Origin of the sequence: Micromonospora sp. SL1-18 (assembly GCF_047921505.1) — a bacterium.
GTDB lineage: Bacteria > Actinomycetota > Actinomycetes > Mycobacteriales > Micromonosporaceae > Micromonospora.
In genome coordinates this window covers 146,784-161,164 of the sequence record NZ_JBLROA010000001.1, presented here as the reverse complement: position 1 = coordinate 161,164, position 14,381 = coordinate 146,784, and the positions used below count along the sequence as shown (strand labels likewise).

Sequence of the window (14,381 nt, the reverse complement as noted above, 5' to 3'; positions counted from 1 at the left end):
TGATCAACACCTCCGTGCTTGCTGGCCACGCCGCCCGCACGTGGTGGCTGCACAGCCACCGCCGTGTTGGTCGTAGCCGGTGGCGGCCGAGTTCCCGCAGATCCCGAGGACGTTTGCTTCCGTCCGTCTTCCGGGATTGCCCTGGAGTCGACAGCAAGACTGGCAGGGCCGACAACCACTGGTCGAACAGCGGGCGTTCCGCGCACGTTGGGGAGAACCGCGTAACGCCGCTGCCTGGTGGCAGCGCCTGTGAATTGAAGGGGGCCGCGCCGGTGGTGTGCGGCCTCCGTCGAGCCGAGGCGGGCGCAAACCCGAGCCCCGTCCCGGCGCCCGAATCGCGCATCAGGATGCACCGTCGGAGGCAACGTCCAGTGGCCCTACGACACGCCGCGCGACCGGCCGGCGTCTGCGATTAGGCAATCAGCCGACGCAGCGCCTGTGGCCGGTGCGGCGGTCACCGCAGTGGCCGTCGTTGGTGGTGTTCGCTGTGATCGTGGCCGTGTTGGCCCGATGAGCCTTCGCCGACCCGTGGCGCGCTTCCGCCGACCGGCACCGAGGCCGCCTGGCCGTCCGAATAGCCCTGGTTCCAGCCGGCCGGCCAGTCCTCGGCCAGGTCGTGGAACTCGCCGCCGTTAGCCGGATCCCAGCGGCGGCATCGCCCATACCTGCCGGTGCCGTACTCTGGCACCAGACTACTACAGGCCGTCGTTCTGACAGGGGGCGACGGCGTTGGCGGGATCCGGACACGGAGGTATCAGCTCCACAAGCGATCTGTCGCGGTGATAACCGGTTTCATCTCTGGTTTTTGGCATCCGATATCGCGGTGGGCGGCGGCACTGCCACTCCGATGAAAAGGCGAAGGGGCACGAAGATGCGGCCGACGTACGCGCGTGCGGTAGCGGCTTGTATCAGGCGACATTGGCGACGCGCCCGACCGAGCAGGGAGGACCAGCGTTGCCTGCCTGGGCTGGGAACTGGCGTCGACTGTTGACGTGCGCCCGGTGACGTGATGTGCTCGGAACGTAACGCTAACGGCAATCATGGTCGTTAAGGCCCTGAGGAGGACCATGTCTCTCACCGTGCCGCCTGCCCTGCTCGAAGCCGCCGAGACCGGCCCCGTGGACGACGACGCCTTCGTCGCCTGCGTCCGGGAGTCCCTCCCGTATGCCTGGGACACCGTCAGTCGTGTGGTCGCCGACTTGGAATCGTCTGACGCCGAATTCGCCGACAACGTGGTACCGCCGCCCACCGAGGCGGAGCGCGGGCAGTTGCTGCGCGCGTTGGCCAGTGACGCCATCCGGGCGAGCCTGGAGCGCCACTTCGGGGTGACGCTGGCGTTCCAGAACTGCCACCGGGTGGCGGCGTTCCGGCTGGGCGCCATCGACTCCGGCACGTACCGCAGGTTCATCTCGACTCGGGGACAACTGCTCAACCAGTCGCCAGAGCTGCGTGACTGCTGAACCGCCCGGCGCCTCGCGGCCCGGCGAGCAGGTCCAATGGCACCTGTTCCTGCTCGCCGGGCACCGCACCGGCGGCACCCACGCGCAGGCGCTGGCGGACGCCCACCGCTACGGCCTGGCCGCGGAGGCCGCCGGCTACGCCGGCGTCTGGGTCGCCGAGCACCACTTCATCTCCTACGGTGTGTGCCCGTCCGCCATCACCTTCGCCGCGCACCTGCTCGGGGCGACCCGCCGCATCACCGTCGGCACCGCTGCCTGCGTTTTGTCGGTCCGACATCCGGTGAGCCTGGCAGAGGAGGCGGTGCTGCTCGACGAACTGTCCGGGGGCCGGTTTCGGTTGGGGGTCGCCCGGGGCGGGCCGTGGGTCGACCTCGAGGTGTTCGGCACCGGCCTGGGTCGCTACACGCACGGCTTCGCCGACGCGGTGGAGATCGTGCTGCGGTGGTTATCCGGCGCGGCGCAGGTCGCCGGCAACGGGAGGTTTCCCTTCCGGCCGGTGCAGGTGGTGCCCCGGCCCCGTCGTCGGGTGCCGACGTGGGTCGCGGCGACCTCGCCCGCCACCGTGGACCTCGCTGCCCGCCATGGCCTCCCGCTGTTGCTCGGGCTGCATGCCGACCTGGCGGAGAAGCGGTCGTTGCTCGCTCGGTACGCGCAGGTCGCCGCCGCGCACGGTCACGACAGCGCGCAGGTGCCGCACGCCAGCGCCCATCTGGCGCACGTCAAAGACACCGACGCGGATGCAGCCCGGACGGTGCGCGAGCGGCTGCCGGAGTTGCTGGCCGGCACCAGGGAGTACGTCCGTATCGACGGCGCCGCGGCCGGCCCGCCCGACATCGACGAGTACGTTCGGCGTCTGATCGCCATGCACCCGGTCGGGTCGCCGCAGCGGTGCCGGGCGGCCGTGGACGCCGCCGCGGCACTTCCCGGCGTGCGGCATCTGCTGTTTCTGGTCGAGGTGACCGGGAACCGCGCGACGACCCTACGCACCATACGGCGGCTCAGCAGCGAGGTGCTGCGCCGGAGGTAGTGACGACCGAGAAGTGGGTGAACTGCCCGATGGCGAATCGTTGCGGCGAGTCGCCCGGATACCGCTCGACAGGCCCAACCCATCACGTACGCTCCCACTCATGGAAACGGTTTCCAATAGAGTGGGAGGGTGTCAGCGGTGAAGGTCGCGTTCGTGGGCAAGGGCGGCAGCGGCAAGACAACTCTCGCCGCGCTGTTCGCCCGGCATCTCGCCGGCCAGGGCCTGCCGGTGCTGGCCATCGACGCCGACATCAACCAGCACCTCGCTGCCGCCCTCGGCGGCGAGGCGGACACGCCGCCGGTGAAGCCACTCGGTGAGCACATGCCGGCCATCAAGGACTACCTTCGCGGCGCCAACCCCCGCATCACCAGTGCGGATCGAATGGTCAAGACGACTCCGCCGGGGCACGGTTCGCGGCTGCTGCGGGTAATGGAGGACAACCCGATTTACGCCGCCTGCGTACGGGAGGTCGGTGGGGTGCGGCTGGCGGTCACCGGCTCGTTCGCCGCCGAGGATCTCGGCGTCGCCTGCTACCACTCGAAAGTGGGAGCGGTCGAGCTGCTGCTCAACCACATGCTCGACAGGCCCGGCGAGTACGTCGTGGTGGACATGACCGCGGGCGCGGACTCGTTCGCATCCGGGCTGTTCACCCGCTTCGACCGCACTGTCCTGGTGTGCGAGCCGACCGTGCGCAGCGTCGGGGTCTACCGGCAGTACGCCGGCTACGCCCGCGACTACGGCGTGGCCCTGTCGGTGGTCGGGAACAAGGTCGAGGACGCCAGCGACGTGGAGTTCCTCCGCGAGCACGTCGGCGGCGAGCTGTTGACCTGGTTCAGCAGATCTGGCTATGTGCGCCGGGCGGAGCGGGGCGCGGTCGGCGCGCTGGCCGAGCTCGAGGCCGCTAACCTGGCAGCCCTTGCCCAACTGGCGGAGGCGGTGGACGACACGGTGCAGGATTGGGCGGCCTTCACCCGCTGGGCGCATGAGTTCCACCGGCGCAACGCCGCCGCGTGGGCCAACGAGCGTGCCGGGGCGGATCTCACCGATCAGATCGACCCGGAGTTCCGGATGGGGCCGCAGGCGGTTAGCCAGCCTGCGGTGGTGGGCGCCTGATTCAGAGCAGTGCCGGTCAGGCGCACTTGCCGCAGGTGCCGAAGATTTCCAGGGTGTGACCGACGTCGGTGAAGCCGTGCTGGCTGGCGACCTGGTCGGCCCACCGCTCCACGGCTGGGCCAGCCACCTCGACCGTGCGCCCGCACTCTCGGCAGACCAGGTGGTGGTGGTGCCGGCTCTGGCTGCACCGCCGGTACAGATACTCCCCGCCCGGCAGCCGGGTCGAGTCGATTTCGCCGCTGTCCACCAGCATCTGCAGCGTGCGGTAGACGGTGGTCAGGCCGACCCGCGCCTTGCGGTCGATGAGCATCTGGTGCAGCTGCTGCGCGCTGTGGAAGCCCTCCACCTCGCGCAGCAGCGCCAGCACCTCGGCGCGCTGCCGGGTATTGCGGGTCGCATTGGGCGTTGCCTCGGTCACCGTCTTCCGTCTCCGCTCGTCGCGGCGCCTTTCTTCGACGCCCGATTCCTGTCCTCCCGTGACGCTGGTGGTCACGTGATATCGGAACCCATTATGCATTGCGCATATGTTCACACCTCGTGCCGTCACCGCCCGGCGCCGGTGGTCCAGCGAATGGAGGAGTCGTGGGTCGCGGCTCCAGGCGGTTGACGGGGCGCCCGCCTGGATGCAGGTCGGCGGCTAGGCGGCGCCGATTGCCTAGGTCGTCTACCGGGACTCCCCCGCCTGGCCGCAGGCACCGCACCTGGCACAGTGATTCTCTGCCAACGATGCGAGCGCCACCGCTACCGGCGGCCACAGTGAATGCCGCGCCCGCTGCCGGCCGACAAGTGTTCGGCGAGCTCAACCTGATCACCCGTTTCGGACGCTCCGTGACTGGACGATCACAGTAGGATGCTGTGGTCGATCGGAGAGGTGATCCGCCTGAGCACCACTGACCCAGCAGCCCCCGTCACGCCGGCCGCCCCAGCCGGCGTAGACGACCAGCCTGGTGCCCCCGACAAAGAACGGGCGGTCGGCTCGACCGAGGTGCTGTGCTTCCTGCTCATCCTCATCGGCACCCTGCACCGACCGATCGGCGCGCTGGTGGCGGACCCGCGCCTGCAGACCTGGCTGACCGTCTTCGTGTCGGTGATGGTGCAGGCGACGCCGTTCCTCGTCTTCGGGGTGGTCCTGTCAGCCGTCATCGCGGTGTTCGTACCCCGTTCATTCTGGGCGCGGGCCCTGCCCCGCCACCCGGCCCTCGCTGTTCCGGTCGCCGGCGTCGCGGGCGTGGTACTACCCGGTTGCGAGTGCGGGTCGGTGCCCATCGCGGGATCGCTGATCCGCCGCGGCGTCACTCCCGCCGCGGCGCTGGCGTTCCTGCTCGCCGCGCCGGCGATCAATCCGATCGTGCTCACCGCCACTGCGGTCGCGTTCCCCCGCAACCCGGAGATGGTCGCCGCCCGGGGCGGCGCGAGTCTGGTGGTCGCCCTGTTGATGGGATGGTTGTGGCTGCGGCTGGGCCGCACCGAGTGGATCCGCCTGCCGCATCGCGCCCACCTCGACGGGCTGCCCCGGATGACGGCCTTCTGGACCGCCTGCCGGCACGACGTCATCCACGCCGGCGGGTTCCTCGCCCTGGGCGCCGTGGCTGCGGCGACTATCAACGTCGCCGTACCCCAGCAGCTCCTGCACGACCTGGCCGCCCGACCGGTGCTGTCGGTGCTGGCGCTGGCGGCCCTGGCGGTGCTGTTGTCGATCTGCTCGGAGGCGGACGCGTTCGTCGCCGCGTCGCTGTCCCAGTTCTCCCTGACCGCCCGGCTGGCGTTCCTCGTAGTCGGCCCGATGGTCGATCTGAAGCTCGTGTCCATGCAGGCCGGAATGTTCGGCCGGCGGTTCGCCGCCCGGTTCGCACCGGCCACCTTCGCCCTCGCCGTGCTCGTTGCGGCCACGCTCGGGACGGTGATCTGGTGAGTCGTGGAACCCAAGCGGTGGTGCTCGCCTTCCTTGGCGGCGCAATCCTGCGCGCCAGCATCACCGACCTGTACCTGCGCTACGTGAAACAGGGACTGCGACCGTTCCTCATCGCCGCCGGAACGCTGCTGGTCGTCACCGCGATCGTGGCACTCCTGCAGGATCTGCGACATCTCAACCGGCCCGACGCCGGGCCGGACGACGACGGGCACGGGCACGGCCGCTCGGGACCGGCCGTCGGCTGGTTGCTGCTGCTGCCGGCGCTCGCCCTGCTCTTCGTCGTCCCGCCGGCACTCGGCGCCGACACCGCCTCACGCGCCGGCTCCGCCCTGACCGACACCCGGGACGTCGCCTACCCGCCCCTGCCGCCGGGCGACCCGGCCGAGCTCACCCTCCTCAACTATGGCTACCGGGCCGTCTACGACCACGGCCGGACCCTGCAGGACCGCCGCATCCAGTTGACCGGCTTCCTCGCCCCCGGGCCCGACGGCCAGCCCATGCTCGCCCGCATCGTGCTGTCCTGCTGCGCTGCCGACGGCGTACCCGTCAAGGTCGGCCTGCGGGGCAACATTCCACGGATGCCGGCCGACACCTGGGTGCAGGCCACAGGCCGGTGGATCCCACACGCCGCCAAGGACCCGGTCAACGACGCCGACGTCCCCTACTTCCAGGTGGAGACCTGGCAGCAGATCCCCGCGCCCGCCGAGCCGTACGAGTAGGACCGGCGATGGTTGCACGGGTGTTGATATGAGCACCTGACAGCTAGACGCGCTTATTGGAAATGACTACCGTTCCGCTCATCCAATGAGCAAGGAGCGTTTGTGACCCTATCCATCCGTACGCTCGGCACCGTCCTGGCGATTGCGGCGATCGGCGCCGCCGCCGGCTGCGGTGCCAACACCGGCACCGGCACCGCGACGGCGGCGAAGAGCGGCACTGTCGCGGTGATCGCCACGACGCCCGAGGTCGCCGATTTCACGCGCAACGTCGGCGGCGACGCCGTCAGCGTCACCCAGATCATCAAGCCGAACGTGGACCCCCACGACTACGAGCCCACCCCCGCCGACATCCAGGCGATCGGCGCGGCAAAGCTGGTGATCAAGAACGGCGTCGGACTCGAGGAATGGCTCGACGACACCATCTCCTCGGCCGGCTTCAAGGGCACGGTCGTCGACACCTCGCAGGGAGTGGCCCTGCGCAAGGGCGACCCCGGCGACGAAGAGACGAAGGACGGCGACCCGCACATCTGGCACAACCCCCGCAACGCCAAGATCATGGCGGAGAACATCGAGAAGGCCCTCATCACCGCCGACCCCGGCCACGCCGACGCCTACCGCGCAAACTTCCAGACGTACGCGGCGAAGCTGGACAAGCTCGACGCGGACAACGAGCGCAAGTTCGCCGCCCTGCCAGCGGGCGACCGCAAGCTGGTCACCAACCACGACGCGTTCGGCTACTACATCGACCGCTACCAGCTGCAGTTCGTCGGCGCGGTGACCCCCAGCCTGGACACCAGCGCCGAACTGTCCGCCACCCAGATCAACGACCTGGTGGCTAAGATCAAGGCCAGCGGCACCAAGGCGATCTTCAGCGAGAGTTCCCTGCCGCCCAAGGCCGCCGAGGCGATCGCCCGGCAGGCAGGCGTGAAGGTGGTCGGCGGAGAGGACGCCCTCTACGGCGACAGCCTCGGCCCCGAAGGCACCCCCCAGGGCACCTACCTCGGTGCCGAAGAACACAACACCGACACCATCGTGGCAGCCCTCGGTGGCTGAGCCCACCGCCGCGCCGGTAGCCGATTCCGCCCTGCACCTCGCGCAGGCCGACGTCGGCTACCGGCGCCGCGCCGTCCTCACCGACGTGAATCTCACGGTGGAGCCCGGCCAGATCGTCGCCCTCGTCGGTGCCAACGGCGCCGGCAAGTCCACCCTCATCAAGGCCGTCGTCGGGCTCGCCGACATCGTCGCCGGCGCGATCACCGTCGCCGGACGGCCGGCGCGGCAGGCGCGTGGCACGGCCGCCTACGTGCCGCAGGTCGACACCCTCGACGCGGACTTCCCCGTCACCGCCGCCGAGGTCGTGCTCATGGGCCGCTACCGGCCCACCCGCTGGCTACGGCAGATCCGTCCGGCCGACCGCACCATCGCCGTGGACGCGCTGGCCCGAGTCGGGCTGGCCGACTGCGCACGCACCCGCTTCGGGCTGCTCTCCGGAGGCCAACGCCAACGGGTCCTGCTCGCCCGCGCCATCGCCGCCCAGGCCGGACTGATGCTGATGGACGAGCCCTTCAACGGTCTCGACGTCACCAGCCAGGACGTCATCGTGACGCAACTGCGGGACCTCGCCGCCGCCGGCACCGCCATGCTGCTCAGCACCCACGACCTGCGCCTGGCCCGCGGCCTCGCCGACACCGCCTGCCTCATCCACGACGGCCGCGCCGTCACCGGCCCCACCGGACGGATCCTCGCAGAGCTTCCCGGCGCCTACGGCTACGGCAGCCAGGCCCCCGACCTGCACACCGCGCGGCACGGACGGTGACGGAATGAGTGGCATCGTCGCCCCGTTCAGCGTGCCGTTCATGGGCCGCGCCCTCGCCGAACTGCTCCTGCTCGCCGTGGTGTGCGGGCCAGTCAGCGTGCTGGTGTTCCTGCGCAGGCTGGCCTTCGTCGCCGACGCGCTGACCCACACCGTCTTCCCCGGCGTGGTCATCGGCTTCCTCGTCGCCGGCTGGACCGGCATCGCCGGCGGCGCGCTCGTCGCCGCCCTGCTCACCGCGGTCGCGCTCACCGTGCTCACCCGCTGGGGGCGGCTCAGCGACGACACCACGGTGGCCGTGCTGCTGACCGCCATGTTCTCTCTCGGCGTGATGCTCGTATCCCGTCGACACTCCTACACCAGCGACCTGACCGCGTTCCTGTTCGGCCGGCTACTCACCGTCAGCCCCGCTCAGCTCGCGCAGACGGCCGTGTTGGCCGCGATCGTGCTCACCGGCCTCGCCGTCGCCGCCCGGCCGCTGGTCCTGCGGGCCTTCGACCCCATCGCCGCCGCCACCGCCGGGTACCGCCTCACCCTGCTGGATCTCGGGCTCAACACGGCCGTCGCGCTGGTCGTCGTCGCCGCTGTGCAGGCCGTCGGTACGATCCTGGTGATCGCCCTGCTCATCGTGCCGGCCGCCACGGCGCGCCTGCTGACCGACCGGCTCATCGCCATGGCCGTGATCGCCACCGCCGTCACCGGCCTTGCCGCCTACCTGGGCCTGCTGGCCAGCTGGACCGCCTCCGTCCGCTACGGCATCCGGCTCACCTCCGCCGCCGCGGTGGTGCTCACCCTCGTGGCCTGCTACCTGCTCGCCCTGCTCGCCGGCCACCTCCGCCGCCGGCCGCACCCGCCCGCCGCGACGGTGACCCGGTGAGCTGGCTGCTGCAGGACGCCTTCGGCCGCGCCCTGGTCGAAGCCGTCGCCGTAGGGATGCTCACCGGGCTGGTCGGCGTGCACGTCGTGCTGCGCCGGCTGTCGTTCTTCACCATGACCATGGCCCACGCCACCTTCCCCGGCGTGGTCGCCGCATCCATCCTTGGATTCAACATCTACCTCGGTGGCGTGGTCGCCGGGCTGCTGACCGCTGCCGCCGTCACCGCGCTGATGCGTACCCGCGGTCAAGAGGCCACCGCCGCAACCGGAGTGATCCTCTCCGCCGGCTTCGCGCTCGGCGTCGCGTTGGTCGCCACTCAGAACGGTTTCAGCCGGGACCTGTCGGCCTTCCTCGTCGGCTCGATCCTGACCGTCACCACCGAAAACCTGATTGTGATTGTCGCCCTGCTGGCGCTCACCGCCACCACGCTCGCCGTCGGCGGCCGGCACCTGCTGTACGCCGGTTTCGATCCCGCCGGCGCCCACGCCGCCGGGTACCGCGTCCGGCTGCTCGACCTCGCTCTCCTGCTGCTAGTCGACCTCGTCGTCGTCGCGATCGTGCCCGCCGTCGGCACCATCCTCGCCCTGGCGCTGATCGTCGCCCCCGCCGCGGCCGCCCGCGCCTGGACCGATCGTCTCGTCCCCATGACCGCTCTCGCCGCCACGCTCGGTGCCGGCAGCGCCGCCGCGGGGCTGTGGTTCTCCCGGCTCTGGGATGTCGCTGCCGGTGGCAGCATCTCGCTGACCGCCGCCGCCGTCCTGCTCGTGTCGCTGGCGGTGCACCGCCTGCGCGACGGGTTCCGCACGATCTTCCTCACCGCGTCGTGACCGCAGAGTCCGCCTCGATCGAGGAGATCAGCGAGCTGCTACGCACCATCGCCCACCCGGCGCGCATCCGCATCCTGCAGCAGCTCACCCGAGCCGACGCGTGCGTCACCGAGCTCAGCGGCTTGCTGCAGCTACCCGCGCCGCACGTGTCGCACCAGCTTCGGCACCTGCGCCACGCCCGCCTCGTACGCCGCTACCGCCAGCAGGGCCGGATGCACTACACGCTCACCAGCGTCCCCGCCATCTCGCTCGTCTTGGACGTGCTCAAGTACTGCACGTGAGCGTGCCGGGCGTCGACGGGCCCGACGCGGACGAACTGTTGATGCGGTTCTGGCTCCTCGCCCTGTCGGGCGAGGAGCCACGCCGCGTCGGGGTTGTCCCAATGGACTCGCATCGAACATGCCGAATCCCCGTGGAGCTGCCGAAGCCTCGGTCTGTGCGTAGCCCGGGCTGGGCGTTGCGGAAGACATGGAACGCGGCCAAGCCGGCCGCGGCGCCGTGATGGGCGGCATGCTCCGGCGATCGAGGGCGGCCGCCGGCGCGAACGAGACGCCGGCGGCCGTCCTCTCCAGGCGACGAGCTCCGCCATGTCTCGCGGCCTACGGCCTGGTCATTCCTCTTCTCGCACCCGCGTCCGTCGGGCATGCCGACGTCGTCGATTCGGATGCCGGCGCGGTGGTTGGCGTCGTCACCAGGACGCCTTGCGGATCCCCGGCAGCTCGCCCCGCAGCGCCATCTCCCGGAACCGCACCCGCGACAATCCGAAGCGGGTCAGTACACCTCGCGGTCGGCCGTCGATGACGTCCCGGTTGCGCAGCCGCACCGGGCTGGAGTCGCGGGGCAGCTGCGCCAGTTGGCGGACGGCGTCGTCCCGTACCGCCGGGGCGGTGTCCGGGTGGGCGATGGTCCGCTTCAGCTCGGCGCGGCGCTGCACGTGGCGAGTGACTAGATCGGCGCGGCGGGCCTGTCGGTTGGCGAGGCTCTTCCGGGCCATATCAGCGCGCCTCGCGGAACTCGACGTGCCGGCGGACGACCGGGTCGTACTTGCGCAGCACCAGCCGGTCGGGGTCGTTGCGGCGGTTCTTGCGAGTGACGTACGTGTAGCCGGTGCCGGCGGTGCTGCGCAGCCGGACGATCGGGCGGACGTCGGTCTGCCGGGCCATCAGACCGTCACCCCCCGGGCGCGCAGCTCCGCGACGACCATTTCGATGCCCTTGCGGTCCACGGTCTTCAGCGCCTTGGCGGTCAGCGTCAGGCGGACCCAGCGCCGCTCCGAGGGCAGCCAGTAGCGGTGGTTCTGCAGATTCGGGTTCCACCGGCGGCGGGTGCGCCGGTGGGAGTGGGACACGGCGTTGCCGAAGCTCGGCTTCGCGCCGGTGACATCACAGCGACGGGACACAGATACTCCTCCAGGGACGAGGTCAACCGTAACGATAATCGTTTTCATTCTTACCGTGCCCACTGGACTACCTCCAACCGGGGCCCCCGAACGACCTCGACCGACCCCACGGAGGCGACACCACGATGCGGCCCGACAGGTCGGCGGCGAGCTTCGCGCGCAGTCGGTGCACGTGGACGCCGACGCGCCGACACCGGAACGCCCGGAGATGGTCGAGCAGCTGCGCCAGCGCGAGCCTCAGGTCAAACGGCCGAGAGCGGGACGCCCGGTGGAGTCGCGGGCCCGCAGGGGAGGCGAGCCGGCTCGGCTGCCACAGCCGGTGGGCCACGTCGGTGTCGACCAGACCCCGGAGGAGTGGCACCCGCACCGCGACCACCATGCGACCGCCTCGCCGGGCCGCCCCAGCGCTTCATGCGAGAAGACCCCGCCTGCCATTCACCGTCACCCACGTGCCTATAATGACAACCGTTTTCAACTAAGTCGAGAGGACAGTGATGTCGACGTCCCCGCTCGCACCGGCCGACACCGAAACCCCGGCGGCCGACGCCCGCCCGTCGTTGACCGTGCTCAGTGGCTTCTGGCCCGCCGCGACGTACGCCGTCGCCCGCACACTGCTGGTGGCGGACCCTTCCCTGCTGCTGGTCCGGCAGGATCTCGCCGGCCTCGGTGCCGGCACCGTGCACCGGATCGTGCGCGACAGTTCGCGAGTGCTGGAGGACGAGCGCATCACGCTCGCGCACGGCTGTGTGTCCTGCACTCTGCGCGAGGACGTGCTGCCGACCCTCGCCCGGCTGGCGCGCGCCCACCCGCACCGCGACCTGGTACTAATGCTGCCCGAGGTGGTGGAGCCAGAGGCCGTCGCCGCCGTCTGCGCGCACTGCCTCGTCGACGGCGCGCCGCTGGCCGACCTGCTACACGTCGACTCGTACGTCACCGTCGTTGACGCCGAGCACCTGCTCGACGGACTGGCCAGCACCGACGACCTCAAGACCCTCGGCATCCAGGCCGCCGACAACGACGACCGGGCACTGGCCGACGTCATCGTGCGGCAGATCGAGTTCGCCGACACCCTCGTCCTGTGGGGACAGTCCCGCGACGGCGCGTACGACACGAGCCGGCTGTCGGTGCTGCTGGAGCGCATGGTGCCGTGGGCAACGCAGGTGCGTGTCGACGGAGACACCATCGACGCCGGCGCACTGACCCGACAGCTGCGCGGCACCCGTCGCCACCACCCCGAGACCCCCGGCGTCCTGACCCGGGGGTTGGAGGGCTACCCCCTCGGCGTACACGAGCCACACCCCGACTGCGGAGTGACGTCGGTGGTCTTCCGCGCCCGCCGGCCGTTCCACCCCCGACGGCTGCACGACGTGCTCGAAGAGGTCAACGCCGAGGTCATCCGCTCCCGAGGACACCTATGGCTGGCCAGCCAACCCGAAACGGTGGTCGCCTGGGACTTCGCCGGCGGCGGCCTCAGCCTCGGCCCCCTCGGCCGCTGGCTGGCCGCCCTCCCCGACCCGTACTGGGACGAGGTGTCCGACCACCGCCGGCTCGCCGCCGCCCTCGACTGGGACCCCTACTACGGCGACCGGCACCAGCACCTCGTCTTCATCGGCCTCGACTTCGACCCCGCCGGCCTGCACCGCACCCTCGCCGGCTGCCTGCTCACCGACGCCGAACTCGCCGACGGCGAGGACACCTGGCGCAGCTACGACGACCCGTTCACCGGCTGCTTCCCGCTCGCCGACCTCGACAAGACCGACAACGACAACCAGGGAGAGCCTGCATGAAGCCCGACATCCACCCCAGCTACAAGCCCGTCGTCTACCGCGACCGCGCCGCCGACTTCGCCTTCCTCACCCGTTCCACCGCCACCAGCAACCAGACGATCGAGTGGACCGACGGCAACACCTATCCCGTCATCGACGTCCAGATCTCGTCGGCCAGCCACCCCTTCTGGACCGGAAAGCAGCGCCTACTCGACACTGAGGGCCGAGTAGAGAAGTTCCGCGCCAAGTACGCCCGCCGCGGTCCACAGCAACCACGATGAGCACGGCGCGTATCGACTGAGCGGCCACACACCCCGCCTCGCCGACGCCGTCGTAGACGACCGGGCCTGGTACCAGGCCATCGCCCGCGAGCTGGTCGCCCCCGGCGACCGGCTCGCGGCGACGTCGGTTGTGGCGCCGCCGACATGACACTCGCCCTGGCCCGCCACATGGCCTGCGGCCGGATCCACCGTCAACGCCGGACCCGCGATCCTCCACGTCGCACGCGAGCGGATCCGAGACGAGTGGGCCGAAACGCGCATGTCGACGTCCTGCGGGCCGACGTCTCCGACACCGCCGACGTTGTTCGGAATGCCGTCGGAGTGCGGGCTGATCTCGTCTGGGCCTCGGCCGTGGTGCACCACCTCGGCGCCCAGCAAGGTGCCGTCCACGCCTTCACCGGCCTCCTGGCTCCCGGCGGCCGGCTCGCCCTCGCCGAGGGCGGTCTTCCCGCCCGCCACCTGCCGGGGACGTCGGCGTCGGAGAGCCTGGCCTAGAGCTGCGCCTGCAGGTGACGGAGGACCGATGATTCGCCCGGATGCGCGTCGCGCTACTCAGTGCCGTCCCATGCCGTACAGGTGGGGTGAGGCGCCGCGGCGGGCCGGCCTGGACCGGGCCACGACCGCCACCACCCTCACCGAACCGTCGCCGCCGCTGCCGGAGTCCCGGCGCCGGGTCGTGGATCGCCGCGCTGACCGCGTCGGCTGGCTGTGGGGCAGGGGCCTGCTCACCGGCGGATCTGCTCGCCTGGGACCGGCTCCTCGACCCCGTCGCCCCCCGCCGGGCTGGGGCACCGCGCCGACCGGGGCGGCCTCGAGGCGCGCAGCGTTCACGTCGGCCGGCGCGGTTGACCGGCGATGACCAGTACCGCGCCGCCTGCGGACGAGGCAGGCTGCGGGCCAGCGGCGTGCGCGCTACCCGGCAGCGGCAGGCCATCCTCGCGGTGCTGGCCGGCCGGACCCGGCCGATGACCACGCAGGCCGTGCACGCCGCCCTGACCGGCGCCGGCCGTCGGATCGTCCTCGGCACGGTTCACCGGGTCCTGCACCGACTCGCCGAAGCCGGGCTGCCGCACACCTTCGACGTCGACGGCGAGCACGCTTACCGGCCTTGCGCGGACACCTCCCGTCAGCATCTGCTCTGAGTCCGCTGCGGCCGGACACCGAATGCCCCACGGAGTTTCTGGAAA

18 protein-coding genes are annotated in these 14,381 nt (G+C 70.9%); 14 read left to right on the top strand and 4 right to left on the bottom strand.

The features are described from left to right. The first annotated feature begins 1,067 nt into the window (after positions 1-1,067). From ACNAW0_RS00910 to ACNAW0_RS00900, 3 genes are all read left to right on the top strand, one after another. Positions 1,068-1,460 (top strand): SCO5389 family protein, encoded by a 393-nt coding sequence (locus ACNAW0_RS00910; RefSeq protein ID WP_416285694.1) that lies wholly within the window; start codon positions 1,068-1,070, stop codon positions 1,458-1,460. Next, positions 1,450-2,487, top strand: coding sequence for an LLM class flavin-dependent oxidoreductase (locus tag ACNAW0_RS00905; protein ID WP_416285693.1), 1,038 nt, complete (start codon positions 1,450-1,452; stop codon positions 2,485-2,487). The genes ACNAW0_RS00910 and ACNAW0_RS00905 overlap by 11 nt, the downstream gene beginning before the upstream one ends. A 129-nt stretch (positions 2,488-2,616) precedes the next feature. Then, positions 2,617-3,600, top strand: a complete 984-nt coding sequence (locus tag ACNAW0_RS00900) for an ATP-binding protein (RefSeq protein ID WP_416285692.1) — start codon at positions 2,617-2,619, stop codon at positions 3,598-3,600. Between the two features lie 16 nt (positions 3,601-3,616). Here ACNAW0_RS00900 and ACNAW0_RS00895 read toward each other — a convergent pair whose 3' ends face one another. Further along, positions 3,617-4,018 carry a Fur family transcriptional regulator gene (locus tag ACNAW0_RS00895; protein ID WP_416285691.1) on the bottom strand — a complete coding sequence of 134 codons (402 nt, stop codon included), beginning with the start codon at positions 4,016-4,018 and terminating at the stop codon, positions 3,617-3,619. A gap of 432 nt (positions 4,019-4,450) precedes the next feature. Between ACNAW0_RS00895 and ACNAW0_RS00890 the strand changes: the two genes are divergently transcribed. The 7 genes from ACNAW0_RS00890 (at position 4,451) to ACNAW0_RS00860 (ending at position 10,029) form a co-directional block, all read left to right on the top strand. Next, the gene (locus ACNAW0_RS00890) at positions 4,451-5,512 is read left to right on the top strand and encodes a permease (protein ID WP_416285690.1); all 1,062 of its coding nucleotides are present in this window, start codon (positions 4,451-4,453) and stop codon (positions 5,510-5,512) included. Beyond that, the gene (locus ACNAW0_RS00885; RefSeq protein WP_416285689.1) at positions 5,509-6,231 is read left to right on the top strand and encodes a TIGR03943 family putative permease subunit; all 723 of its coding nucleotides are present in this window, start codon (positions 5,509-5,511) and stop codon (positions 6,229-6,231) included. The genes ACNAW0_RS00890 and ACNAW0_RS00885 overlap by 4 nt, the downstream gene beginning before the upstream one ends. Positions 6,232-6,333: 102 nt before the next feature. Continuing rightward, entirely contained in the window at positions 6,334-7,284 is a 951-nt protein-coding gene (locus ACNAW0_RS00880; protein ID WP_416285688.1) for a metal ABC transporter substrate-binding protein, read from the top strand. Continuing rightward, the gene (locus ACNAW0_RS00875) at positions 7,277-8,047 is read left to right on the top strand and encodes a metal ABC transporter ATP-binding protein (protein ID WP_416285687.1); all 771 of its coding nucleotides are present in this window, start codon (positions 7,277-7,279) and stop codon (positions 8,045-8,047) included. The genes ACNAW0_RS00880 and ACNAW0_RS00875 overlap by 8 nt, the downstream gene beginning before the upstream one ends. A gap of 4 nt (positions 8,048-8,051) precedes the next feature. After that, positions 8,052-8,921, top strand: a complete 870-nt coding sequence (locus tag ACNAW0_RS00870) for a metal ABC transporter permease (RefSeq protein ID WP_416285686.1) — start codon at positions 8,052-8,054, stop codon at positions 8,919-8,921. Continuing rightward, positions 8,918-9,748 (top strand): metal ABC transporter permease, encoded by an 831-nt coding sequence (locus tag ACNAW0_RS00865; protein WP_416285685.1) that lies wholly within the window; start codon positions 8,918-8,920, stop codon positions 9,746-9,748. The genes ACNAW0_RS00870 and ACNAW0_RS00865 overlap by 4 nt, the downstream gene beginning before the upstream one ends. Beyond that, positions 9,745-10,029: an ArsR/SmtB family transcription factor gene (locus tag ACNAW0_RS00860; RefSeq protein ID WP_416285684.1), complete on the top strand. Its 285-nt coding sequence runs from the start codon at positions 9,745-9,747 to the stop codon at positions 10,027-10,029. Before ACNAW0_RS00865 ends, ACNAW0_RS00860 begins: the two co-directional genes overlap by 4 nt. Before the next feature lie 407 nt (positions 10,030-10,436). Here ACNAW0_RS00860 and rpsN read toward each other — a convergent pair whose 3' ends face one another. The 3 genes from rpsN to rpmB are packed head-to-tail and all read right to left on the bottom strand — an operon-like array spanning position 10,437 to position 11,147. Continuing rightward, the gene (rpsN, locus tag ACNAW0_RS00855; protein WP_416285683.1) at positions 10,437-10,742 is read right to left on the bottom strand and encodes a 30S ribosomal protein S14; all 306 of its coding nucleotides are present in this window, start codon (positions 10,740-10,742) and stop codon (positions 10,437-10,439) included. A 1-nt stretch (position 10,743) separates the two neighbouring features. Beyond that, positions 10,744-10,911, bottom strand: coding sequence for a 50S ribosomal protein L33 (rpmG, locus tag ACNAW0_RS00850; RefSeq protein WP_013287204.1), 168 nt, complete (start codon positions 10,909-10,911; stop codon positions 10,744-10,746). After that, positions 10,911-11,147, bottom strand: coding sequence for a 50S ribosomal protein L28 (gene rpmB, locus ACNAW0_RS00845; RefSeq protein WP_416285682.1), 237 nt, complete (start codon positions 11,145-11,147; stop codon positions 10,911-10,913). The genes rpmG and rpmB overlap by 1 nt, the downstream gene beginning before the upstream one ends. Before the next feature lie 494 nt (positions 11,148-11,641). Here rpmB and ACNAW0_RS00840 point away from each other — a divergent pair, with 494 nt between their 5' ends. The 4 genes from ACNAW0_RS00840 (at position 11,642) to ACNAW0_RS00825 (ending at position 14,336) form a co-directional block, all read left to right on the top strand. Then, positions 11,642-12,934 (top strand): CobW family GTP-binding protein, encoded by a 1,293-nt coding sequence (locus ACNAW0_RS00840; RefSeq protein ID WP_416285681.1) that lies wholly within the window; start codon positions 11,642-11,644, stop codon positions 12,932-12,934. Continuing rightward, complete coding sequence (locus ACNAW0_RS00835; RefSeq protein ID WP_416285680.1) at positions 12,931-13,194, top strand: type B 50S ribosomal protein L31; 264 nt, start codon at positions 12,931-12,933, stop codon at positions 13,192-13,194. Before ACNAW0_RS00840 ends, ACNAW0_RS00835 begins: the two co-directional genes overlap by 4 nt. A gap of 144 nt (positions 13,195-13,338) precedes the next feature. Continuing rightward, positions 13,339-13,689 carry a methyltransferase domain-containing protein gene (locus tag ACNAW0_RS00830; protein WP_416285679.1) on the top strand — a complete coding sequence of 117 codons (351 nt, stop codon included), beginning with the start codon at positions 13,339-13,341 and terminating at the stop codon, positions 13,687-13,689. A gap of 410 nt (positions 13,690-14,099) precedes the next feature. Then, positions 14,100-14,336 (top strand): transcriptional repressor, encoded by a 237-nt coding sequence (locus ACNAW0_RS00825; RefSeq protein WP_416285678.1) that lies wholly within the window; start codon positions 14,100-14,102, stop codon positions 14,334-14,336. Positions 14,337-14,381 lie beyond the last annotated feature (45 nt).